The following is a 22,919-nucleotide window of genomic DNA, read 5'->3' as shown; positions in this document are numbered from 1 at the left end:
AAGCAGTCCCGGAAACGCACTGGGGCGCCTCGCGGCGCCCCAGGGGAATCCAATCAAGACCTGGACGGGGCTCAGCTCGCCCCGCCGCCGCTCGCCGGCTTGCTGGCCGCCGCGGTATCGGCCTTCTTCTCGGGTTTGGCCTCGGCCTTCTTTTCGGCCGGCTTGCTGTCGCCGCCGGATGCGGCGGAGCCCGAAGACGCGCCGCCGGAGCTGCCCTCGCCGGCCAGATTGCGCTTCTTGTCGCCGTCCTTCTTGAAATCGGTCTCGTACCAGCCGCCGCCGGCCAGGCGGAACTGCGGCGCGGTCAGCTGGCGCCCCACTTTCTCGGCGCCGCACTCGGGGCAGACGGTGGGGTCGGCGTCGGACAGCTTCTGCAGACGATCGAAAGCGTGGCCGCAGGCGCTGCACTGGAAGGCGTAGATAGGCATGGCGGTGACTGTAGTTCGGGACGACGGACTGGCAGTGTGGGGGCAGATCGGGCCGATGCAAGCGCGGCGGCCCGTGTTCAGCCCTGCGACGTGGCTCGCGCAGGCCGCCTCGGCACCCCCGCGGCGGCCCGGGCCGACCGCACTCCCGCTCTAGGCTGTCTGTAGGAGCGGCGTGAGCCGCGACCAAGGGACGCGCAGAGGCGACAAGGCCGTCGCCGTTCGTCGTAGCGACGTGCTCTCGCAGGGTAGGAGCGGCGCAAGCCGCGACCGCGCAGTTGCCGGTTGCGACGCCTCTTACCGCAGGGCTTTGAAGCCACATCAATAGCAAAGCTTCCACCCCCTGAAGGGTGCGGGTAACTTTCTCGTCCAAAGCAACAAAAGAAAGTCACCAAAGAAAAGTGCTTCTCCTTGCAAGGGCACCAGCCCGCACGATCGATGCCGACGCAGGGAAGCTCCAGACAGGCCATCCCTTGCCTGCTTGCGCACGGCCTGCATCCCTGCGGGCCGCCCTACGGTCAGCTTTTGACCGGCAAAGCGGCAAAGCAAAAATCTCGGCAACCGCAAGGGCAACGGCCGATGGGGTCCGCCTGCCTTTGGGTAAGAGCGGCGCAAGCCGCGACTGCGTCATGGCGGTAACGGCGCTGCGATCCATAGGTTGCGTGGTCGCGACTTACGTCGCTCCTACAAAGGGACTGCCGGGACGAGGCGAGGTGGAGGCATGGCGGTCGCGGCTTGCGCCGCTCCTACCCTTTAAGTCTCGCAGCCGAGCGTTTCGTAGCTGTTGCTGTGCGCCGTTCCGCACTAGCGAAGGCCATAGAAGACCCGGAGGGCGGCCCGCAGGGATGCGGACCGTTTTTCATCGGGACAGGGATGTCCCGTATGAAAAATCTCCGCGTATGCATCGAACGCGCGGGCCTGTGATTCAAAACAAAGCAACTTCTTTGGTTACCTTTCTTTTGTTGCTTTAGACAAAAGAAAGTAACCCGCCGCTTTAGTGGCGGAAGCTTTGGGTTTGATCTTGATTTTGATCTTGATCTTTGATCTCGCCCGATCGAGCAACGCGCTGCAAGACTGCCGCAGCGATGTCGCGGCTTGCGCCGCTCCTACCCTGCGAGAGCACGCAGCTCCGATAGATGACGACGGCCGGGCTATTTCTGCGCATCCGCGGTCGCGACTCACGTCGCTCCTACAGAGGTCTTACCAATCCGACGCGAGATCGAAGCAAGGCGGTCGCGGCCCACGCCGCTCCTACAAGAGCGGCGTCCCGAAAGAAGATGCGAAACCTCACGCCGCGTCGTACAACGCCATCCACTCCGCCTCGGCCCGGGCCAACTCCGCTGCGACCTTCTCGCGCTGCTTGGCCAGCTCGGCGGCGTTGTCGCCGCCGCCGGCGTACTTGGTCGGGTCGGCCAGGTCCATGTCCAGGGTATGCAACTTGGATTCCAGCTCGGCCACGCGCTTTTCGGCTTCCGCCAGCTTGACCGGGTTGACCTTGCGGCCGCCCTTGCCGCCTGCAGTCTGCTTGGCGGCCGACGCGGCCGCGGTCGCCTGCGCGGCCGCCTTGGCCACCGCCGCGCCCTTGCCGTCGTTGCTGTTGTCGCGGGTGCGCAGCCACACCGCGTAGGCGTCGAGGTCGCCGTCGAACGGCTGGGCGACGCCGTCGGCCACGCGCCAGAAGGTTTCGCAGACCAGGCCGATCAAGTGGCGGTCGTGCGAGACCAGCACGATCGCGCCGGCGAAATCCGACAAGGCCTCGGCCAGCGCTTCGCGCACGTCCAGGTCCAAATGGTTGGTCGGTTCGTCGAGCAGCAGCACGTTCGGCTTGCGCCAGGCGATCATCGCCAGGGCCAGGCGCGCGCGCTCGCCGCCGGAAAAACCGTCGACCGATTCGAAGGCGCGGTCGCCGGGGAAATTCCACTTGCCGAGGAAGTCGCGCAACTGCTGGGTCGGCACGCCGGGAGCGATTTCGGCCAGGTGGTCGATCGGGCTGACGCCGGCATGCAGCGATTCGACCGTGTGCTGGGCGAAATAACCGATGCGCAGGTCCGGATGGCCGCCGCGTTCGCCGGTCAGCAACTCCAGCTCGCCGACCAGCGACTTGACCAGGGTCGACTTGCCGGCGCCGTTCGGGCCGAGCAAGGCGATGCGGTCGCCGGCTTCGAGGATGAAACTGACGTCGTCCAGCACCACGTGGTCGCCGTAACCGCAATCGGCATGGATCAGGCGCAGCAACGCGTGCGGCAGCTTGGCCGGCGCCGGGAACTCGATCCGCATCGCGCGTTCCATCCGCACCGCCTCGGTGCCGACCATCTTGGCCAGGCGCTTGACCCGCGACTGCGCCTGCTTGGCCTTGGCCGCGCTGGCGCTGAAACGGTCGATGAAGCTCTGCAGGTGGGCGCGCTCGGCCTGCTGCTTTTCGTGAGTGATCTGCTGCAGGCGCAGGTGTTCGGCGCGCTGGCGTTCGAACGAGGTGTAATCGCCGGTATACAGCTTGGCCTTGCCGTCGTGCAAGTGCAGGGTGTGGGTGGTGACCTCGTCGAGGAACTCGCGGTCGTGCGAGATCAGCAGCAAGGTGCCCGGGTACTTGAGCAACCACTGCTCCAGCCACAGCACCGCGTCCAGGTCCAAATGGTTGGTCGGTTCGTCGAGCAGCAGCAGGTCCGACGGCGTCATCAGCGCGCGCGCCAGGTTCAGGCGCACGCGCCAGCCGCCGGAGAACTCCTTGACCGCGCGTTCGTGGGTATCGGCGGAAAAGCCCAGGCCGTGCAGCAGCTTGCCGGCGCGCGCGGTGGCGTCGTAGCCGCCGAGTTCCTCGAGCTGGTGGTGGGCCTCGGCGACCGCTTCCCAGTCCTCGCGCTCGACCGCTTCGCGCTCGTCGACGATGACCTTGTAGACGTTGGCGTCGCCGGACAGCACGAAGTCCAGCGCGGCATCGTCCAGGGCCGGGGTTTCCTGGGCCACGCTGGCGATGCGCACGCGGTTGGGCACGTCGATGTCGCCGCGGTCGGCCTCGACCTCGCCCTGGATCGCCGCGAACAGCGAGGACTTGCCGGTGCCGTTGCGGCCGATCACGCCCACCCGCCAGCCGGCGTGCAGGGTCAGGTCTACGTTGGACAGCAGCAGGCGTTCGCCACGCCGCATGGCGAAATCACGGAAAGAAATCATGCGGATATGGTCGCATGACTGATCGGTATTTGCTCATGAACACAAGTTCGGCCGCTGCCGGGGCGGCCGTCGAATAATCGGGACGTCGGCCTCAGACCGCCCCCACGCGTCAACGAGCTCGCCTCCCGCGGCAAAGCGCCCCCTCGCGCCGGCCGTGGCGGCGGCGCTCGCCCTGACGTCCCCCGTTCGACCGCCCGGAGTCCTCATGTCCCGCCGCCTGTCCCTGCTCAGCACCGCCGTATCGATCGCCCTGGCCACCGCTCCCGCCTGGGCCCAGGCCCCCGATGGGCAAGCCCCGGCCGCGCCGGCTCAGACCGCTCCCGACCCGGGCGCCGCCAACCCGACCAACCTCGACACCCTGATTGTCACCGGCACCCGGGTCAGCGACCGTACCGTCGCCGAATCCACCGCGCCGATCGACATCATCACCCCGCAGACTCTGGAAGCCACCGGCACGGTCGAGCTGGCCACCGCGCTCTCGCGCGCCCTGCCCTCGCTGAACTTCCCGCGCCCGGCCATCACCGATGCCACCGATGCGGTGCGCCCGGCGCAGTTGCGCGGCCTCGCCCCCGACCAGGTGCTGGTGCTGGTCAACGGCAAGCGCCGCCACACGACCTCACTGATCAATCTCAACGACAGCATCGGCCGCGGCTCTTCGCCGGTGGACCTCAACGCGATCCCGATTGCCGCGATCGAGCGCGTCGAAGTGCTGCGAGACGGCGCCTCGGCGCAGTACGGCTCCGACGCCATCGCCGGCGTGGTCAACATCGTGCTCAAGGGCAGCGGCACCGGCGGCAGCGTCGCCGCACGCTACGGCCAGTACAGCGCCGGCGACGGCAAGCAGTACCAGTTGTCCGGCGACGCCGGCTTCCAGTTCGGCGAGAACGGTGCGGTGCACCTGTCGGCCCAGGGCGGCCACAGCGACAACACCGACCGTGCCCGCCCCTACCTCGGCCCGGTCACCCCGACCAGCAACCCGCCCGGCAAGGTGGTGCACCGCTACGGCGACCCGGAGATCGACCAGGCCGCGCTGGCCTACAACGCAACGTGGAGCCCGAGCGAAGGCGTCGAGTTCTATTCCTTCGGCACCGCCAGCCGTCGCCGCGCCATCTCCAACGGCTACTTCCGCGCCCCCGGCAATCCCAACAACATCCGCTCGGTGTACCCGGATGGCTTCCTGCCGCAGATCGACAACGTCAGCCAGGACCGCGCCTTCGTGCTCGGCCTGCGCGGCCAGACCGCCGGCGGCTGGAACCTCGACCTGAGCTACAACTACGGCCAGAACCAGCTCGACTTCGACGTGCGCAACAGCATCAACCGCACCCTCGGCGCGGCCTCGCCGCGCGACTTCTACATCGGCGCGCTCGAAGTCACCCAGAACGTGCTCAACGCCGACTTCAACAAGTCCTTCGACGTGGGCTGGCTCAAGTACCCGCTGACCGTGGCCTTCGGCAGCGAATGGCGCGGCGAGAAGTTCAACCAGTCGCCCGGCGAACCGGCCTCGTATGTCGCCGGTCCCGAGCCCGGCGCGCCCGGCGCGCAAGTGTTCCCGGGCTTCACCCCGTCGGACGCCAGCCGCCGCAACCGCAACAGTCATTCGTTCTATGCCGACCTCGAAGCCGACGTGACCGACAAGCTCTCGCTCGGCGCCGCCGCGCGCTACGAGCGCTACAGCGATTTCGGCGAAACCACCTCGGGCAAGCTGTCGGCGCGCTACGCCTTCACCGACAAGGTCGCCCTGCGCGGCACCCTGTCGACCGGCTTCCGCGCACCGTCGCTGCAACAGCAGTTCTACCAATCGACCCAGACCGTGATCGTGCTGGGCGACCCGACCCCGTTCCAGGTCCGCACCTTCGCCGTCGACGACCCGGCGGCGATCGCGCTCGGCGCCGAGCCGCTGAAGGCCGAGGAGTCGACCAACATCGGCCTGGGCCTGGTGCTGCAGCCGGTCGAGTCGCTGTACATCACCGTCGACGCCTACCAGATCGACATCGACGACCGCATCATCCTCTCGGAAAATCTGCGCGGCCCGGCGGTGGCGAGTTTCCTGGAAGCGCGCGGCCACCGCGGCATCACCGGCGGCCGTTACTTCACCAACGCCGTCGACACCCGCACCCGCGGCATCGACATCGTCGGCAGTTATCGATGGTCGCTCGCCGCCGGCGCCATCGACCTGACCGCCGGCTACAACCGCAACAAGACCACCCTGGAGCGCATCGCCCCCAACCCGCCCGAGCTCACCGCCGGCGGCCTCAACCTGCAGCGCATCGGCCGCGTCGAACAGGGCCGCATCACCCAGGGCGCCCCGCGCGACAAGTTCTTCCTCGGCGGCAGCTGGATCACCGGTCCCTGGCGCTTCGACGCCACCACAACCCGCTACGGCGAGTTCCATACCTTCAACGACGACCCCAGCGGCGTCCGCGACCAGACCTACCGCGCGAAATGGACCCTCGACCTCGCCGCGACTTATTCCGTCGACGGCTGGGAGTTCACCGTCGGCGGCGACAACGTACTCAACGAATACCCCGACGAGTCGATCTACGCCAACAGCGAAAGCGGGCAGCTGCCGTACAGCGGCAATTCCCCGTTCGGGTTCAACGGCGCGTTCGCGTACGCCAAGGTCGGGTACAAGTGGTGAGCCGGTAGCGGCGACGAAGGTCGCCGCATCCGATCGGGAGGCCGCCGCAGGGCGGCCTTTCTGATTGTGGGGTTTGTTCAACCCGAGAGCGACCGGCTCCTCGATGGCACGATCGTCAGGTCCTGGCCGATGCGCCGCGAGACCGCAAGCCCGCGGTCGCGGCTTGCGCCGCTCCTACCCGAGAGCACCGCCGTAGTTGGCAGTTCCGTTGCCGTGCCGTTGCCATGAAGATTTTGCTGTTGCTGTGCGCAGCCGAGCACTCGCGAAGACGTAGAACACCCGGAGGGCAGCCTGCAGGGATGCAGGCCGTTTTTCATCGGGACAGGGATGTCCCGTATGTAGATCCCTGCGTCGGCGTCGAACACGCGGGCTCGTGATTCAAAGCAAAGCAACTTCTTTGGTTACCCTTCTTTTGTTGCTTTAGACAAAAGAAAGTAACCCGCCGCTTTAGTGGCGGAAGCTTTGGGTTTGATCTTGATCTTGCCTCAGAGAGACGCCGCAAGACCGTCACAGCGATGTCGCGGCTTGCGCCGCTCCTACCCTGGCGAAAGCGCGCCGCTTCGACGAACGGCGACGGCCCCGGCATCTCTGTGCGTCCCGTGGTCGCGGCTTGCACCGCTCCTACCCTGGCGAGGGCACGCCGCGTCCACGGATGACGACGGCCTCGCTATCTCTGCGCGCAACCCCACCCCCACCATCCCATTCCGCGCAAATCCGCGCCCAACCACCCCAAAGCCCCGCGCACAGCTGAACTCGCATTCATCCCTACACCTCCCGCGAACACGGGCCGATCCCCACCGACCGCCAGACCGTCACACCCGCACCACCCCTTGCGCGCAAGTCTCCGACACGCATCCTCCCCGGCGCCGCCTGACCGCCCAGGGGTAAAAATGTTTCAGAAACAATCATTTGCAAGCGCCGCAACAACGAGAAGGACTTGCATCCAACGGCCTCGCGACACATCCTAAAAGGACTACATCACAGGAGAGCCGATGCATCACACGTCCCTGATCGCCATCCTGGTAGCCGGTTTCGTACTCGCCTTCATCTTCGGCGCCATCGCGCAACGCCTGCGGCTGTCGCCGCTGGTGGGCTATCTCATCGCCGGCATCGTCGCCGGCCCCTTCACGCCGGGCTTCGTCGGCGACCAGACCCTTGCGCCGCAATTGGCCGAAATCGGCGTGATCCTGCTGATGTTCGGCGTCGGCCTGCATTTCTCCCTGCGCGACCTGCTCGAGGTCAAGAACATCGCCTTGCCCGGCGCAGTCGTGCAGATCGTCGCCGCTACCGCGCTGGGCTGGGGCCTGGCCTGGCTGCTCGGCTGGAGCCACGGCGCCGGCCTGGTGTTCGGGCTGGCGCTGTCGGTGGCCAGTACCGTGGTGCTGCTGCGCGCGCTTGAGGAACGGCGCCTGGTGGAGACCGCCAAAGGGCGCATCGCGGTCGGCTGGCTGATCGTCGAAGACCTGGCGATGGTGCTCGCGCTGGTCTTGCTGCCGGCTCTGTCGGGCCTGCTCAAGGGCGAAGCCACCGAGGGCTCGGAAGTATGGAGCCAGCTCTTCATCACCTTGGCCAAGGTCGGCGCGTTCATCGCGGTGATGCTGATCGTCGGCCGCCGGGTCATCCCCTGGATTCTCGAACGCGTGGCCGGCACCGGTTCGCGCGAGTTGTTCACTCTGTGCGTGCTGGCGATCGCGCTCGGCGTCGCGTTCGGTTCGGCCGAACTGTTCGGCGTGTCGTTCGCGCTCGGCGCGTTCTTCGCCGGGATGATGCTCAACGAGTCCGAGTTCAGCCATCAGGCCGCCGCCGAGACCCTGCCGCTGCGCGATGCGTTCGCGGTGTTGTTCTTCGTCTCGGTCGGCATGTTGTTCAACCCGATGATCCTGGTCGAACGGCCGGTGGAAGTGGTCGCCACTTTCGCGATCATCGTGATCGGCAAGTCGGTGGCCGCCTACGCCATCGTGCGCGCGTTCGGCAAACCCAATTCGACCGCGATCATGATCTCGGCCAGCCTGGCCCAGATCGGCGAGTTCTCCTTCATCCTCGCCACCCTCGGCGTGGAACTGAAGATCCTGCCGAAGGAAGGCCAGGACCTGATCCTCGCCGGCGCGCTGCTGTCGATCATCGTCAATCCGCTGCTGTTCGCCTGGCTCGATCGCAAGCAGGCGCGCGAGGCCGCGGCCGCGATCGAGGCCAGGATCGACCCGATCGCACCGCCGGTGCCGGCCGACATCGACCAGCACGTGATCCTGATCGGCTACGGCCGGGTCGGCAGCGAGCTCGGCCGCCTGTTGACCGAGCACAAGGTGCCGCTGGTGGTGATCGACGGCGAGGACAGCCTGGTCGACAAGGCGCGCGCCGCCGGACTGCCGGCGGTGTTCGGCAACGCGGTCAACGAGCGGGTACTGCGCGAAGCGCTGCCGGAACGCGCGACCACGGTGATGGTGGCGATCCCGAACGCGCTCGAAGCCGGCGAAATCATCGCGCGCTTGCGCGAGATCAACCCGGCCCTGAGCATCGTCGCCCGCGCCCACAGCGACAACGAGGTCAAGCACCTGCTCGAACACGGCGCCGACGGCGCGGTGATGGCCGAGCGCGAGCTGGCCCACAGCCTGGCCGAGATGGTCATGGCCGCGCCGGTCTACCGCGGCGCGCGCCAGCTGCCGCCTTCGACCGCGCTCACCTGAGCGCGGTTCTTCCGCTTCGAACAGACACGAGTCCAGAACGACCATGAGCGAGCCCGACCCCTCCAGCACCGACGCCGCGACCGACGCCGACGCCGCTCCACAACTCAGCGCGGCCGAAGCGCGCATCATCGGCAGCCTGATCGAGAAGGAAGCGACCACTCCGGACGTTTATCCGCTGACCCTCAACGCCATCGTCACCGCCTGCAACCAGAAGACCGCGCGCGAACCGACGATGCAACTGGAACAGGGCGAGGTCGCCAATGCCCTGCGCCGGCTGGAGACGCGCGGCTGGGTGAAGTCGCAGCACAGCTCGCGCGCCGAGCGCTATTCGCATCGCGCCGCCACCGTGCTCGACCTGACCCGTCCGCAGACCGCTCTGCTCGGCTTGTTGCTGCTGCGCGGGCCGCAGACCACCCACGAGTTGCTGTCGCGTAGCGAACGAATGGCCAAGTTCGAATCGGTCGGCGACGTGCAGTACGCGCTGGAGCGCCTGGCCCAGCACAACCCCACCATCGTGCGGGTGATCCCGCGCCAGAGCGGGCAGCGCGAAGACCGCTACGGCCATTTGCTCAGCGGCGAACCGGTGTATGTCGGCGGCGGGTCGGGCGATGAAGGAGGCAACGCATCGGCTCCCTCCTCGGCCGTGCTCGAACGCATCGCCGAGCTGGAAGCCAAGGTCGCCGACCTGGAAGCCCGGCTGGAAGCCGCCGGGGCCTGAGCGCGGGCAGTCGCGCCTGCCCCGAGGCCTTCGGGGCAGGAGCGGCGCAAACCGCGACCGCCATCGATCCGGTGGCGGTGCAATGCAAGGTCCGCGTCGTGGCCTCTGTAGGAGCGGCGTGAGCCGCGACCGCCATCGGCCCCGATGGCGGCGCAATCGGATGCATAGCGGCGTGGCAGGAATGGGCAGGATGTCGATTCGCGACCGGCACTGTCGCCGCAGCGGGTCACTGCGCGGTCGCGGCATACGCCGCTCCTACCCCTCAAACGCTGCGCCGCGACTCAATCCCGATCCTGCAACGGCAGGTAGATATCGGTGCGCAGCAGCGGTTCCGGCACTTCGTCGGGGTCGTCGAGATATTCGTGGTGCAGCGGCGCATCGCGCAAGGATTCGCCGCTGTCGGGCAACCAGCGCGCCAGCAAGGCATCGGTCAGCGCCTCCAGTCCGTCGAAGGCGCCGACGTGACGGACGCGGGCGTAGCGGCCGCCGCCCAATCGCATCGTGCGCAGTCCGTCGCCGGCGTCGGGTTGCACCGGCGCGCCGAGGGCGATCATGCAATCGAAGGCGCAGGCCTGTGGCGGGGTGTCGCGGCGGTCGTCCCAGGGCACGCCGAACAGACCGGTCAGGGTATCCAGCAGGCCGCGCTCGGCGGCCCAGCCGAACAGGCGGCCGAAGCCGTCGTTCTGCTCCGGGTAGGCACCGGTGACGCGCAAGGCGAGCACGTGGAAGGGATCGACGCTGACCACCTCGACCCGCAACGGCGACGACTGCGCGGACTCGCTCTCGGCCGGCAGCGACAGGCGTTCGATCTCGCGCCGCAGGCGTTTGGGCTCGGCGCGCAACTCGCTCGGGGTGCCGCCGACGCTTTGGCGGAACGCGCGGGTGAATGCCTGTGGGGTCTGGTAGCCGACCGCGAGCGCGGCGTCGGTGATGCTGAGCTCGGCGCTGGCGAGCAGGCGCAGCCCTTGCAACAGGCGCAGTCGCGCCACCGTCTGGCCGGTGGTCTCGCCGGTCATTGCGCGATAGACGCGATGGAAGTGGAACGGCGAGAACGAGGCCGCCTCGGCGAGCCGGTACAACTCGGGCGGCTCCTCGCCGCGCGCGATCGATTGCTCGATCAGGGCGACGGCGCGGCCGATGCGGCGCTGGTGGGCATCGCGGGTGCCGGCCTTCGAGGCGGGGCCGCTGCGTTCCCGGCTCGGGCGCTCCCGACTCGGGCGTTCCTGACACGGGTGCTGCTTGACCGAGGCCATGGCCGGACTCCTTGCGGACGGTGCGGGATCGGTCGAGCCTGGCAGGTCGGCGCCACCGCGGCGGTTCACATCTTGCGCTTTCGCAGCCGGCCGGACCGGGCTCGGCAGATCGGCCGCGCCGGCGCGCGTCAGTAGGACAGCGCCATGGCGACCAGCACCGCGGCTTCGATGAGTTCGGTCAGCGCACCACAGGTGTCGCCGGTCATGCCCTGCAGGCGCCGCAGGCAGGCATGGCGCCAGTAAGCGAACACGAGCGCGGCGACGGCAAGCGCCAGCCCCCCGCGCCAGCCGCCTATCGCGCAGAACCCGGCGCTGGCGACGAGCGCGACGAGGCAGGCCGCGCGCGGCGCGTCGACCAGGCGCTGGCCGAGGCCGCCGCTGCGCACATACGGCAGGCTCACGAAGGCCAAGGTCAGGGCCGCGCGCGCCAGCACCGGCGCGATCAGCAAGGGCACCCAGGCCGGCGCCGGCAGGCTCGCCAGGCCGGCGAACTTCAACAGCAGCGCCAGCACCACCGCGACCACGCCAACCGGGCCGCTGCGTGGGTCCTTCATGATGGTCAGGGTGCGCTCGCGGGCCTGCTCCGGCGTGGCGCCCATGCCGCCGACCCAGGCGTCGGCGCTGTCGGCGAGGCCGTCCAGATGCAGGGCACCGGTCGATACCACCCAGGCCGCAAGCAGCAACGCCGCCGAGATCGGCGGCGGCCGGGTCTGCAGGACCCAGGCCAGTGCGCACAGCAGCAGACCGATCAACAGGCCGGCGGCCGGATACCAGGCCAGCGAACGCGATTGCGCCAGGGGATCGTCGAACACGCGCGCCGGCACCGGAACCCGGGTCAGGAATCCGATCGCGGCCAGCAAAGCGCGCATCAACCGTCGACCGGGTCCGCTTGCTGCTCTTGCGAGGGCGCTTGCGCCGAGGCGAATTCGTTGGCGTGGTCCGGAGCCGGCGGCCACGACAGCGGATGCAGCGAGGCGTGGGCGACGTCGATGTTGAGCATTTCGCTGTAGCGCCGGCCGGCGGCCAGGCAACGCAGCAGGCGGATCACGCCGCCGTGGGTGATCACCAGCACGCGGCGGCCGGGATACTCGCGCAGGATCTCGGCGAGCGCGCCGGTCAGGCGCGCGGCGAACGCGGCGAAGGTTTCCGCGCCCGGCGGCGGATACGCGACCGGGTCGGCCCAAAACCGCGCCAGCGCCTCGCCTTCGTGGTTGGCGATGGCGTCCACCGGCCGGCCTTGCCACTCGCCGAAGTGGTATTCGCGCAGCCGAGGTTCCAATGCCAGCGGCAGCCCGCGCGACTGCGACAGATCGCGCGCGAACGCGGCGCATCGCTGCAACGGCGAACTCACGACGACGTCCCACTCGCGCCCACGCACCGCGTCGCGCATCTGCCGCCAGCCCAGTTCGAGCAGGCTGTCGTCGAGCTGTCCGCGGTAGCTGCGATGGCCGGTGTCGCCATGGCGCAGCAGGTCGATCAGGGTGGCGCTGGAACTCATCGCATCGGCTCCGGTCCTTGTGCGCGGCATGGGTTCGTCGGGGCCCACATCATGCCTGTTGCAAGGCCGCCTCGGACACTCCCGCCTGGGCGAAGGTGGCCATGCCGTTGTGCAGGGCGCAGGCCGAGCGCAGCAGCGGCACGGCGACTGCGGCGCCGCTGGCCTCGCCCAGGCGCATGCCGAGGTCGAGCAAGGGCTGCGCGCCGAGCGCCTGCAGCACCGCGGCGTGGCCGCGTTCGTGCGAACGATGCGCGTACAGGAACCAATCGCGGCAACTCGGGTTGAGGGCCTGGGCGGCCAGCGCGGACACGCTGGCGATGAACCCGTCGACCAGCACCGGCAAGCCGGCCTGGGCCGCGGCGATATAGGCGCCGGCCAATGCGGCGATCTCGAAACCGCCGAGGCAGCGCAGGCGCTCCCAGGCGTCGCCGGCACCGGCGTGCAGGACCAGCGCGCGTTCGATCACGCCGACCTTGTGGGCGATGCCCTCGGCATCCAGGCCGGTGCCCGCGCCGCTCAACTCGGCCGGGGAACGGCCGAGCAAGGCGCTCGCGAGCGCCGAGGCCGAAGTGGTGTTGGCGATGCCCATTTCGCCGCCGATGAACAACTGCGCCGCGCCGTCGAGCGCGGCGCGCACGCTGGCGGCGCCGGCGCCCAGGGCCGTGCGCAACTGCGCCTCGCTCATCGCCGGCGCCTCGCAGAAGTTGGCCGTGCGCTCGGCGATGATCGCCCGATGCACGCCGCGGATCGGACCGGGGTCGTTGACCGTGCCGAGGTTGACCACGTCGAGGGTCGCGCCGAGGCTGCGCGCAAGCACGCTGATCGCCGCGCCGCCGTGGGCGAAGTTGCGCACCATCTCGCCCGTCACCGCCTGCGGGAACGCCGAGACGCCCTCGGCGGCGACGCCGTGGTCGGCGGCGAACACGCTGATCCAGACCCGGTCGGCTTTCGGCGTCGGCGTGCGCTGCAGCGCCGCCAGCCGCACCGCGAGTTCCTCCAGCGCGCCGAGCGAGCCCGGCGGTTTGGTCAGCCGGGTCTGGCGCGCGCGCGCCTGGCTTTCGATGTCGGCGTCCCGAGGTGCGCAACCGCGCAGCCACCACTTGCTTTCGTCGTTCAAGTTCCGGTTCCTCGCGTACTCGGCTCCGCAGCGAGCGGAGCGCCTTTCAATACCAGCGGCAAACCCGCCGCCACGAACACCACCCGGTCGCACAACGCACCGAGCGCCTGGTGCAGGCGCCCCGCCTCGTCGACGTAGCGGCGCGTCAACGCGCCCATCGGCACCACGCCGAGGCCGACCTCGTTGCTGACGAGCAGCACCCGGCCCGGCAGATCCGCGAGAGACGACAGCAAGGCCTCGCGCTCGCGCCCGAACACGGTCCCGTCTTCGGCGCCGAGCAGGTTGCTGAGCCACAGGGTCAGGCAATCGACCAACAGGCAGCGGTCCGGCGCGGCATGGCGGCGCAACGCCGCGGCCAGGGCGATCGGCTCTTCGATGCAGCCCCAATGCGCCGGGCGGCGCGCGCGATGGTGGGCGATGCGTTCGCGCATTTCCTCGTCTCCGGCCTGGCCGGTGGCGAGGTAGACGACCTCGTCGGACTCGGCCGCCAGGCGTTCGGCCAGCGCGCTCTTGCCCGAGCGCGCGCCGCCGAGGATCAGGCTGTGCATAGCGCTTCCTCCAAGCCGAACCATTGCGCGAGCCGGGCGGTGTCGAGATGGGCCTCGACCGCATCGGCGAGCCGATCGATGCTGGCCTCGCGCAGGCCGCGCATGTCGAGCGGCTCGGCGTCTGCCAGGCCGGCCCAGCGCAGCATCGCCGCCAACGCCGCCGGTTGGTCGAACAAGCCGTGCATATAGCTGGCGAGAATCTGGCCGTCGGCGGAGACCGCGCCGTCGGCGCGGCCATCGTCCAGGCGCAGGGCCGGCGACCCCAAGGCCGGGCCGCGGCTGATGCCGCAATGGATTTCGTAACCGGCCGCCTCCGCTGCACCGTCGCTGTCGCCGATGACGAAGCGGCCGCGCACGTTGCGCAGTTGCTTGTGCGAGTCGAGTTCGGTTTCCAGATCGAGCCAGCCCAGGCCTTCGCTGGAACCGGGCTCGCCTTCGATGCCGAGCGGGTCGTGGACCGCGCGGCCGAGCATCTGCAGGCCGCCGCAGATGCCGATCAGCTTGCCGCCGTAACGCAGATGCCGCGCGATCGCCTCGGCCCAGCCGTTGCGCCGCAGCCAGGCGAGGTCGGCGCGGGTCGACTTCGAGCCCGGCAATACGATCAGGTCGCAGGCCGGCGGCGCTTCGCCCGGGCCGACGAACACGCAATCGACTTGCGGATGCGCCCGCAGGGGGTCGAAGTCGTTGTGGTTGCTGATCCGCGGCAACGCCGGCACCGCCACGCGCAGGCGCGCCCCGGCAATGCCGGCGTGCTCGCGCGGCAAGGCGTCCTCGGCCTCCAGGTGCAGGCCGTGCAGATACGGCAGCACGCCGAGCACCGGTTTGCCGGTCTCGCGTTCGAGCCAGTCGAGCCCGGGTTGCAGCAAGGCGATATCGCCGCGGAACCGATTGATGACGAAACCGACCACGCGCGCACGTTCGCTTTCGGACAACAGCGCCAAGGTGCCGACCAAATGTGCGAACACCCCGCCCCGGTCGATGTCGGCGATCAACAGCACCGGGCAGTCGACCGCCTCGGCATAGCCCATGTTGGCGATGTCGTTGGCGCGCAGGTTGATCTCGGCCGGGCTGCCGGCGCCTTCGACCACCACCGCGTCGTAGCCTTCGACCAGGCGCCCGTGCGAGGCGAGCACGGCGTCGAGAGCGACCCGCTTGTAATCGTGGTAGCCGCGCGCGTCCATGTTGGACACCGCGTGGCCATGCAGGATCACCTGCGCGCCGATGTCGCTGTTGGGCTTGAGCAGCACCGGATTGAAGTCGGTGTGCGCGGCCACCCGGGCCGCCTGCGCCTGCACCGCCTGGGCGCGCCCGATCTCGCCGCCGTCGGCGGTGACCGCCGAGTTCAGGGCCATGTTCTGCGGCTTGAACGGCGCCACCGCGACGCCACGCCGATGCAGCCATCGGCACAGCGCGGTCACCAATGCGCTCTTGCCGGCATCGGAGGTGCAGCCCTGCACCATCAGCACGCGCGCGCTCACGACGCGGTCCTCGCGCCGATGGTCTCGGCCAGCGCGGTGTCCAATCGTGCCCATTGCGCGGCGTCGCCGGGCAGGCCGAAGCGCAGGCTCGCCGGCGCGTCGAACAAGCGGGTAAGAATGCCGCGCCGGGCCAGCGCCTCGTGCAGCTGCGCGGCCTCGACGCTGCGATGCCATTGGAAGAAGGCGCTGCCGCCGCTCGGCGCGAGGCCATGCACGTGCAGCAGCTCGGCCAGGCGCGCGCCTTGAGCACATAGTCGCACGCGCATTGCCGCCTGCCAGGCGCGGTCGGCGAAGGCGTGGCGCAATACGTAACGGGTCGGACCGGCCACGGTCCAGGGGCCGAGCCGGTCGCGCAAGCGGTCCAGCAGGGCCGGCGCGGCGCAGACAAAGCCGGCGCGCGCACCGGCCAGGCCGAAGAACTTGCCGGCCGAACGCAACACGATCAGCCCCTCGCGCCCGCTGTGCGCGCACAGGCTGTGTTCGGGTGTCGCGTCCATGAAAGCCTCGTCGATCAGCAGCCAGCCGCCGCGCGCGGCGAGGCGTGCGTGCAGGTCGAGCAGACGTTCGCGCTCGAAGCGATCGCCGCCGGGGTTGTTGGGATGGATCAGCACGATCACATCGAAGCCGTCGGCATCGGCGATCAGCTCGTCGGCCATGCGCAACTCGACCCGATGGCCGCAGCGGCGCCAGGCATGCGCATGTTCGGCATAACCCGGCGCCAGCACGCCGACCCGCGACGCTTCGCGTAGTTCAGGCAGGGCCTGGATCGCCGCCTGCGAGCCGGCGACCGGCCACAACGCCGGCGCAGCATAGTATTCGCGGGCCGCTTCGATCAGGCCGTCGTCGTCCTCGGGCAGGCGATGCCAGGCGCGCGCGGGAATCTCCGGTACCGGCCAGGCCACCGGGTTGATGCCGGTGGACAGGTCCAGCCAGCGTTCGGCCGGGATGCCGTAACGCTGCGCGGCACGTAGCAGACGGCCTCCGTGCTCAAGCATGCGCTGATCTCCTGCCGCTCGGTGGAACCGCATCGTGCCTGCGAAAATGCAGCGATTGCGTGATGAAGGAAAGGTCGAACGCGACGCCGCATCGGGACGCGCCGACAGCGAAACACAGGGGCTTCGCCGCGATCAATGAATGCCTCGAAGCACAATGAATATCGCAATGAACATCGACCGGCCGCAGCAGCGCGTGCGCGGCCGGTGCGGGCGTGCCGACGGCGGCATGCGCGACCGCGAATGCCGTCACCCCCAGCAACCACAGCACCACACCGCGCCCGACCAAGCCTTGCGCGCAGACGATCGAACGCGCGTCCGGCGCCTGCCCTTCGCCGAGCACCGGCCGTTGCTCCCACACGCCGTGGTAAGGCGCCGCGCCGCCGACGCGCACGCGCAAGGCCCCCGCCCCCGCCGCCATCACCGGGCCGGCATTCGGGCTGCCCCACCGCGGCGCCTGCCGCCGCCAGCACCGCAGCGCGGCGGCGGTGTCGCCGAGCACCGCATAAGTCGCCGCGGTCAGGCGCGCCGGCACCCAGTTCAGGACGTCGTCGATGCGCGCCGCGGCCCAGCCGAAGCGCTCGTAACGCGCAGTGCGATAGCCCCACATCGCATCGAGCGTATTGGCCAGCCGATACAGCACCGCCCCGCCGGGCCCGAGCACGGCGAACCAGAACAGCGCGCCGAACACCGCGTCGTTGCCGTTCTCCAGCACCGACTCGGTCGCCGCGGCGGCGACGCGTTCGGCGTCGAGCGCCTCGGTGTCGCGGCTGACGATGCGGCCGACCGCCGCGCGCGCCGCGTCCAGGTCGCCATCGCTCAGCGCGCGCGCGACCGGCGCGGCGTGTTCGCCGAGGCTGCGCAGACCCAGCGCGAGATACAGCACGCCGGCCGCGTAGGCGGCGCCCAGCCACGGCGAACGCGCCTGCAACTCGAACTGCAGCCAGGCCGCGAGCAGGCTCGCCGGCAACACCGCCGCGGCCCAGGCCAGCACGCCGAGACCACGACGTTCGCCGTAGCAGCGGGCTTCGATCGCCCGCGCCATGCGCCCGAACCCGACCAGCGGATGCGCCCGCCGCGGTTCGCCGAGCAGACGATCCAGCACCACTGCGCTCAACATCGCGATGGCGAGCGTCGGCGGGCTCATGGCCGCAAGAGCTCGAGCGCCGCGGCCGGATTCGAGGGGAAATAGAAGTGAACGAAACTCGCGCTCATGCGGCGGTCGCGGTACACCGCTTCGCGGCTCGGCCCGCCATTCGGGTTGACCGATTCGGCGATCGCCGCCGCTTCGACCTCGGCGCGGGCGTAATGGAAGGTGTGCCCGCGCAAGCCGCCCTCGGGCAGCTCGACCGATTGCAGGCCGAGCGCGGCCATGCGCGTCTGCATCACCGCGTGCCCGGGCAGCAGGCCGGCCATGGCGGCGCGCTCGCCGTCGCGGTCGGTCAACGAGTCGAGCGCGTACAACAGGCCGCCGCACTCGGCCAGCAGCGGCTTGCCGGCGTCGCGATGCGCATGCAGGGCGTCGCGCAATACGACGTTGTCGGCCAGGGCCTGCAGGTGCAGCTCCGGATAGCCGCCGGGCAACCAGGCCGCATCGCACTCGGGCAGGCCGTCGCCGGCCAGCGGCGAGAAAAACCTGAACTCGGCGCCGGCCGCGCGCAGCAGCTCCAGATTGGCCGGATACAGGAAACAGAACGCGGCGTCGCGGGCGATCGCGATGCGTGCGCCTCGCAGCAGCGCCGGTACCGGTCGAGCCGCGCGTCCAGGTCGCCGAGTTCGCCCGCCGCGACCAGGCCGAGGTGACGCTCGGGCAGGGCCAGGCCGGGGTCGCGCGGCAAGGCGCCGTGCCAGCGCAGGTCGGCCGGCAGGCTGTCGCGCAACAACTGCGCGTGATAGGCGCTGCCGATGCGGTTGGCGGCGACGCCGTACACCTGCAGGCCGTCGCGATAACGCGCCAGCCCGGTCGCCAGCGCGCCGAAGGTCTGCGCCATCGCCGAACCGTCGAACAGCCCCATCACGCCCTCGATCAGGATCAGGTCGGCCTCGACAGCGGCCGCATGCAGCCGCGCGCGCACGTCCTGCTCGCCGCACATCCACAGGTCGAGTTGGTAAACAGGTTGCCCGCTGGCGCGTTCGAGCACCATCGGGTCGAGGAAGTCCGGCCCGGTCTTGAACACCCGCACCCGCCGCCCCTGCCGCGCGTGCCAGCGCGCGATCGCCGCGGTGACGCTGGTCTTGCCCTGGCCGGAGGCGGGGGCGGAGACGAGCAAGGCGGGACAAGCTCGGGACTCGGGACTGGGGACTCGGGACTCGGCCGAAGCCGCAGCGGCGGCCGCAGTCGCCGGCGTGCCCAGGGACGCGTCTGATTTTTCGTTGCCAATAGCCATCGCTCGTCCTGTCAGTGCCTACGAATCCCGCTTGCGAGTCCCGAGTCGTAGTCCCGCTTACGAGTCCCGAGTCCCCAGCCCCAAGCCCCGGCTTCACCGGCTTCAAAGCTCTATCCCCTTCTGCGCCTTGATCCCCGCCTTGAACGCGTGCTTGACCACGCGCATCTCGGTGACGGTGTCGGCCGCTTCGATCAGGGCATCGGGGGCGCCGCGGCCGGTGATGACCACATGCTGCCGCTCCGAGCGCGCCGCGACTGCGGCGAGGACGTCGTCGAGTGCGACATAGCGATGCGCCAGGGCGATGTTCAACTCGTCGAGCAGAACGAAGTCGTAGCCGGGGTCGGCCATCATCTTCGCCGCGATCGCCCAGGCCGACTGCGCAGCGCGGATGTCGCGCTCCTTGTCCTGGGTCTCCCAGGTGAAACCCTCGCCCATGACGTGGTAGTCCAGCTCCTCGAAGCGCCGGAAGAAGGCCTCTTCGCCGGTCGAGAAGCTGCCCTTGATGAACTGCACCACCCCGCACTTGAACCCATGCCCGAGCGAACGCGCGAGCATGCCGAAGCCCGAGGAGCTCTTGCCCTTGCCGTTGCCGGTGTTGACCACCAGCACGCCGCGCTCGATCGTCGCCTGGGCGATCTTGCGGTCGATCAGTTCCTTCTTGCGCTGCATGCGTTCGCGGTGGCGCTCCTCGCTGCTCGCAGCGTAACCGGCGCGATCGCCCGGGCCGTTGGTGTCGTGCGCGCTCATGCGGCCGCTCCGCTGCGTTGGCGCGCCGCCAGGCTGCGCACGAGGGCATAGACCACGAAGGCCAGGCCGACATAACCGGCCAGGGTGCCGAGCGCGCGCGGGTAGTACTGCGGGATGCGGTCGATGAAACCGGCCAGGGTCGCGTCCGGATAGCGGCCGGACAGGAAATAGAACCCGCCCTTGGAAATCAGGTAAGCCGCCACCGAAGTCGCCAGCACCACCAACACCAGCCGCGGCGCCGTGCCCCAATGGTCGCGATGCAGATGCGCATACACGCGCCCGCCCAGCCATAGCGCGCCATAGGCCAAAGCCAGCGCCCAATACGCCGGCGACAGGCACCAGTCGGTGATGCGGCCGAGCGCCAGGCTGCCCAGGTCGAGCGACGAGGAAAGCACGAAGAACGCCGGGAACGCCCAGACCGGGCGCAGCAAGGCGCCGACCAGGAAGAACACCGCCCATGACGCGCTGGGCAAGGCGTCGACGCTGGCGAAGTGCTGGCCGCGGGTGCAGATCATCAGCAGCGCCAGCGGCGCGCCGGTCGCGATCAGCGCCGACCGCGATTCCAGCGGCAGCGCCGCGGACGAGGCGACGGGAAGAGAGTGGGACATTTCAAGCTCCGGACGGCGTAGGGACGGCGACTGCGACGACGATCAACGGTGAGCGCTCGGCTGCGAGACCGGCGGCCGGGCGATGCGCGCGACCGCGGCGTGCGCGACGAGCGCCACCGCGATGTAACTCATGGTGGTGCGTACGAACAGCGGACCCCAGCGCCAGACCCGGCTCAGATACTCGGCGAGGTTCGGCTCGGCGTAGCGGCCGCCGAACCAGTAGAAGGCGCCGTTGGAAATCAGGAACGAGACACTGCCGGCGACGAAGGCCGCGCCGAAGGCCCGGGCGAATCCGCGCCAGCCGGCCGGCATCCGCGGCGCATACCAGCGCGCGGCGTACCACAACACCGCGTAGGCCAGCAGCAGGAAGGCATACGAGGGCGTCACGCAGTAGTGGTCGAAGAAATTCAGGCCGCGCCCGGTGATCGCGAAATAGTCGATGGCGACCGCGGCGAGCAGGAACGCCGCAAAGCCCAGGTGGCGGCGCAAATACAGGCCGCCGAGAAAGAACACCGCCATCGAGGCGTCGGGCAGATGCAGCAGGTCGCCGAAGTGATGGAAGCGCGTGGCGATCATCGCCATCAGCAGCACGCAGGACACGCTCAATTGGATAGGGCCGGGCAAGTTTTTCATCGCGACTCTCGATAGGCGCCGGCAACCCGGGGGCCGCCGGCAAAGCCCGCGACGCGGGCCGAGGCTGCTGATCCGTCAGCGGGAAGGCCGGTAACGCAGGGTCAACAGATAATTGCGCCCGGGCTGGTTGTAGAACGCGGCGGTTTCGTACCGCCGGTCGAACACGTTGTTCGCGGCCAGTTGCAGGTTCCAGGCCGGGTTGAAGGCGTAGCCCAGGCGCAGATCGGCGAGCGCGTAGCCGGCGAGGCGGCGGGTATTGGCCAGGTCATCGTAGCGATCGCCCGCGGCGTAGATGCTGGCGCCGAACGACCAGGCGCCGTCGCCGACCGCGAAGCGGCGGTCGGCATCGATGCGAGCGCTCTGCCGCGCGCGACGCGGCAGCAGCTTGTCGCGGCTGGCGCCGCGGCTGTCGTTGCGCGGGTCCAGCCAGGTCGCGCTGGCGCGCAGATCCCAGTCGGCCAAGCGGGTGTCGAATGCCGCTTCCAGGCCGCGGATGCGTGCACGGTCGACGTTGCCGGGCAAGCCAGTCGAAGCGTCGTACGCGATCAGCTCGTCGATGTCGCTCTCGTAGGCGTTGAGCGACCACACGTGCTGGCGGCGCGCGCCGTGGGTGCCGCGCAGGCCGATCTCGACGCTGCGCGAAGTCTCCGGCGCCAGGCCGGCATTGCCGTAGCCGGGGTAGTACAACTCGTTGAAGGTCGGCGCCTTGAACGCGGTGCCGTAGCTCGCGGTCAAACGCAGCGCCTCGCTGAGATTCCAGCCCCACAACAGGCTGCCGGTGGACTCGCCGCCGAACTGGCTGTCGTCGTCGCGGCGCAGGCTGGCCTGCAGCGCATGCGCACCGAAACTCTGCTGCCACTGGCCGAAGGCGCCGCGCAGGATGCGGGCGCCGCGGGCATATCGGGTGTTGCTGTCGATGCGGTCGCGCTGCCAGTCGAAGCCGAGCGTGAGCAGGCCGCTGCCGATGCCGATATCGCCCTGCACCGAGCCGAGCTGGCGGCGGGTCTCGAAAGTGCTGGAGTACTTGCCGTTCTTGTAGGTGTCGCTGAGGTCTTCGCTGCGTCCGGCGCTGGCGCTGAGGTTGAAGCGGTCGCTGGGCCGGTAGCGCAACCTGGCGCCGGCGACCTGCTGCACGCCGTCGGCCTCGTTGTTCTGGCTGCCGTCGTACTGGTTATGGTTTTCGGCGCGCAGCAGCCGCGCTTCGGCGTCCCACTGCTCGTTGAAGCGATAGCCGCCCTGCAAGGTCAGCGAATCGCTGCGATAGCCGTCGCGGTCCGGCGAGTTCGTGAAACATCCGGCGCCGCCCGGTGAGGGTTTGCCGCGGCAGGCGTTGATGCCGTCGGTATCTTCATGGGCGGCATGGATCGAGTACCAGCCGCGCTCGCCCTTGCCGGCGACGCCTGCGCTGCCGCGGTGGGTGGCGTAACTGCCGATCGAGGCGCTGAAGCTCGGCACGAACGCGCCCTGCGGGCGCCGGGTGAAGATCTGGATGACGCCGCCGATGGCCTCGGAACCGTACAGGCTGGAGAACGGGCCGCGCACGATCTCGACCCGCTCGATCTGCTCGACCGGAATGTCCTGCAGCGAGGCGCCGCCGCTGGTCGCCGAACCGGTCTTGACGCCGTCGATCAGCACCAGCACGTGGTCGGATTCGCTGCCGCGCAGGAACAACGATGTCGCCTTGCCGGGGCCGCCGTTGTTCGCGAAGGATGCGCCCGGCGTGCCGCGCAACAGCTCCGGCAACGACCCCGGCTGCAGGCGTTCGATCTGGGCGCGGTCGATCACGGTCACCGCGGCGAGCGTGGCGTCCTGGGTCTGGGCGGTGCGGGTCGCGGTGACCACGACCTGGTCGAGATCGATCGCGGGCGCGGCCGGCGCCGAAGCGGCGAATGCGCAACCGGCGAGCACGAAAGCGCTGCGCGCAGGAAAGCGCGCAGGGCGCGGGGATACGGAAAAACGGAACGTCACGGTCGGCTCTCCATGGCCGCGCCTCACCCGCGCGGTCTAGATCAGGTCGTGACAGGC

The 22,919-nt window shown here is 69.4% G+C and carries 17 protein-coding genes and 2 pseudogenes; 3 read left to right on the top strand and 16 right to left on the bottom strand.

Features of this window, described 5'->3' with window-relative positions; translation table 11 throughout:
- Window positions 1-71 precede the first annotated feature (71 nt).
- Window positions 72-428, bottom strand: a complete 357-nt coding sequence (locus ACSAMQ_RS01555; protein ID WP_435393955.1) for an FmdB family zinc ribbon protein — start codon at window positions 426-428, stop codon at window positions 72-74.
- A gap of 1,284 nt (window positions 429-1,712) precedes the next feature.
- Window positions 1,713-3,593, bottom strand: coding sequence for an ABC-F family ATP-binding cassette domain-containing protein (locus tag ACSAMQ_RS01550; protein ID WP_435393954.1), 1,881 nt, complete (start codon window positions 3,591-3,593; stop codon window positions 1,713-1,715).
- A gap of 205 nt (window positions 3,594-3,798) precedes the next feature.
- Here ACSAMQ_RS01550 and ACSAMQ_RS01545 point away from each other — a divergent pair, with 205 nt between their 5' ends.
- From ACSAMQ_RS01545 to ACSAMQ_RS01535, 3 genes are all read left to right on the top strand, one after another.
- On the top strand, window positions 3,799-6,231 hold the full coding sequence (locus ACSAMQ_RS01545) for a TonB-dependent receptor plug domain-containing protein (RefSeq protein WP_435393953.1): 2,433 nt from the start codon (window positions 3,799-3,801) through the stop codon (window positions 6,229-6,231).
- A gap of 992 nt (window positions 6,232-7,223) precedes the next feature.
- Window positions 7,224-8,915: a YbaL family putative K(+) efflux transporter gene (gene ybaL, locus ACSAMQ_RS01540; RefSeq protein ID WP_435393952.1), complete on the top strand. Its 1,692-nt coding sequence runs from the start codon at window positions 7,224-7,226 to the stop codon at window positions 8,913-8,915.
- Between the two features lie 43 nt (window positions 8,916-8,958).
- Window positions 8,959-9,633 carry a YceH family protein gene (locus ACSAMQ_RS01535; RefSeq protein ID WP_435393951.1) on the top strand — a complete coding sequence of 225 codons (675 nt, stop codon included), beginning with the start codon at window positions 8,959-8,961 and terminating at the stop codon, window positions 9,631-9,633.
- A gap of 281 nt (window positions 9,634-9,914) precedes the next feature.
- On the opposite strand, the gene ACSAMQ_RS01530 is transcribed toward ACSAMQ_RS01535, so the two are convergent.
- The 14 genes and pseudogenes from ACSAMQ_RS01530 to btuB form a co-directional block, all read right to left on the bottom strand.
- Entirely contained in the window at window positions 9,915-10,886 is a 972-nt protein-coding gene (locus ACSAMQ_RS01530) for an AraC family transcriptional regulator (RefSeq protein WP_435393950.1), read from the bottom strand.
- Window positions 10,887-11,014: 128 nt separating this feature from the next.
- Window positions 11,015-11,758, bottom strand: a complete 744-nt coding sequence (locus ACSAMQ_RS01525) for an adenosylcobinamide-GDP ribazoletransferase (RefSeq protein ID WP_435393949.1) — start codon at window positions 11,756-11,758, stop codon at window positions 11,015-11,017.
- Window positions 11,755-12,384, bottom strand: coding sequence for a histidine phosphatase family protein (locus tag ACSAMQ_RS01520; RefSeq protein WP_435393948.1), 630 nt, complete (start codon window positions 12,382-12,384; stop codon window positions 11,755-11,757). Before ACSAMQ_RS01520 ends, ACSAMQ_RS01525 begins: the two co-directional genes overlap by 4 nt.
- Window positions 12,385-12,433: 49 nt before the next feature.
- Complete coding sequence (cobT, locus tag ACSAMQ_RS01515; protein WP_435393947.1) at window positions 12,434-13,501, bottom strand: nicotinate-nucleotide--dimethylbenzimidazole phosphoribosyltransferase; 1,068 nt, start codon at window positions 13,499-13,501, stop codon at window positions 12,434-12,436.
- Window positions 13,498-14,049 carry a bifunctional adenosylcobinamide kinase/adenosylcobinamide-phosphate guanylyltransferase gene (cobU, locus tag ACSAMQ_RS01510; RefSeq protein ID WP_435393946.1) on the bottom strand — a complete coding sequence of 184 codons (552 nt, stop codon included), beginning with the start codon at window positions 14,047-14,049 and terminating at the stop codon, window positions 13,498-13,500. Before cobU ends, cobT begins: the two co-directional genes overlap by 4 nt.
- A complete protein-coding gene (locus ACSAMQ_RS01505; RefSeq protein WP_435393945.1) occupies window positions 14,037-15,527 on the bottom strand; it encodes a cobyric acid synthase in 1,491 nt (496 codons plus the stop codon). The genes cobU and ACSAMQ_RS01505 overlap by 13 nt, the downstream gene beginning before the upstream one ends.
- Window positions 15,524-16,522 (bottom strand): threonine-phosphate decarboxylase CobD, encoded by a 999-nt coding sequence (cobD, locus tag ACSAMQ_RS01500; RefSeq protein ID WP_435393944.1) that lies wholly within the window; start codon window positions 16,520-16,522, stop codon window positions 15,524-15,526. Before cobD ends, ACSAMQ_RS01505 begins: the two co-directional genes overlap by 4 nt.
- 229 nt (window positions 16,523-16,751) lie before the next feature.
- A pseudogene (gene cbiB / locus ACSAMQ_RS01495) lies at window positions 16,752-17,666 on the bottom strand (adenosylcobinamide-phosphate synthase CbiB); the annotation flags it as partial.
- Window positions 17,663-18,181: a hypothetical protein gene (locus ACSAMQ_RS01490; protein ID WP_435394015.1), complete on the bottom strand. Its 519-nt coding sequence runs from the start codon at window positions 18,179-18,181 to the stop codon at window positions 17,663-17,665. The gene ACSAMQ_RS01490 and the pseudogene cbiB, both read right to left, overlap by 4 nt.
- Before the next feature lie 194 nt (window positions 18,182-18,375).
- Window positions 18,376-18,906, bottom strand: a pseudogene (locus tag ACSAMQ_RS01485) (hypothetical protein); the annotation flags it as partial.
- 102 nt (window positions 18,907-19,008) lie between these two features.
- Window positions 19,009-19,653, bottom strand: coding sequence for a cob(I)yrinic acid a,c-diamide adenosyltransferase (gene cobO, locus ACSAMQ_RS01480; protein ID WP_435393943.1), 645 nt, complete (start codon window positions 19,651-19,653; stop codon window positions 19,009-19,011).
- The gene (locus tag ACSAMQ_RS01475; protein ID WP_435393942.1) at window positions 19,650-20,261 is read right to left on the bottom strand and encodes a hypothetical protein; all 612 of its coding nucleotides are present in this window, start codon (window positions 20,259-20,261) and stop codon (window positions 19,650-19,652) included. The genes cobO and ACSAMQ_RS01475 overlap by 4 nt, the downstream gene beginning before the upstream one ends.
- A gap of 42 nt (window positions 20,262-20,303) precedes the next feature.
- Window positions 20,304-20,894, bottom strand: coding sequence for a hypothetical protein (locus ACSAMQ_RS01470; RefSeq protein WP_435393941.1), 591 nt, complete (start codon window positions 20,892-20,894; stop codon window positions 20,304-20,306).
- 75 nt (window positions 20,895-20,969) lie between these two features.
- Entirely contained in the window at window positions 20,970-22,862 is a 1,893-nt protein-coding gene (gene btuB, locus ACSAMQ_RS01465) for a TonB-dependent vitamin B12 receptor (RefSeq protein ID WP_435393940.1), read from the bottom strand.
- Window positions 22,863-22,919 lie beyond the last annotated feature (57 nt).

It is taken from the genome of Lysobacter sp. 1R34A (assembly GCF_051217035.1).
Lineage (GTDB): Bacteria > Pseudomonadota > Gammaproteobacteria > Xanthomonadales > Xanthomonadaceae > Lysobacter.
The sequence above is the reverse complement of the archived record's forward strand: the minus strand, read 5'-3'. Positions and strand labels throughout refer to the sequence as shown.

Coding starts and splice junctions, on each gene's coding strand:
- ACSAMQ_RS01555 (WP_435393955.1), bottom strand. CDS start 428: ATGCCTATCTACGCCTTCCAGTGCAGCGCCTGCGGCCACGCTTTCGAT.
- ACSAMQ_RS01550 (WP_435393954.1), bottom strand. CDS start 3,593: ATGATTTCTTTCCGTGATTTCGCCATGCGGCGTGGCGAACGCCTGCTG.
- ACSAMQ_RS01545 (WP_435393953.1), top strand. CDS start 3,799: ATGTCCCGCCGCCTGTCCCTGCTCAGCACCGCCGTATCGATCGCCCTG.
- ybaL (WP_435393952.1), top strand. CDS start 7,224: ATGCATCACACGTCCCTGATCGCCATCCTGGTAGCCGGTTTCGTACTC.
- ACSAMQ_RS01535 (WP_435393951.1), top strand. CDS start 8,959: ATGAGCGAGCCCGACCCCTCCAGCACCGACGCCGCGACCGACGCCGAC.
- ACSAMQ_RS01530 (WP_435393950.1), bottom strand. CDS start 10,886: ATGGCCTCGGTCAAGCAGCACCCGTGTCAGGAACGCCCGAGTCGGGAG.
- ACSAMQ_RS01520 (WP_435393948.1), bottom strand. CDS start 12,384: ATGAGTTCCAGCGCCACCCTGATCGACCTGCTGCGCCATGGCGACACC.
- cobU (WP_435393946.1), bottom strand. CDS start 14,049: ATGCACAGCCTGATCCTCGGCGGCGCGCGCTCGGGCAAGAGCGCGCTG.
- cobD (WP_435393944.1), bottom strand. CDS start 16,522: ATGCTTGAGCACGGAGGCCGTCTGCTACGTGCCGCGCAGCGTTACGGC.
- cobO (WP_435393943.1), bottom strand. CDS start 19,653: ATGAGCGCGCACGACACCAACGGCCCGGGCGATCGCGCCGGTTACGCT.
- ACSAMQ_RS01475 (WP_435393942.1), bottom strand. CDS start 20,261: ATGTCCCACTCTCTTCCCGTCGCCTCGTCCGCGGCGCTGCCGCTGGAA.
- ACSAMQ_RS01470 (WP_435393941.1), bottom strand. CDS start 20,894: ATGAAAAACTTGCCCGGCCCTATCCAATTGAGCGTGTCCTGCGTGCTG.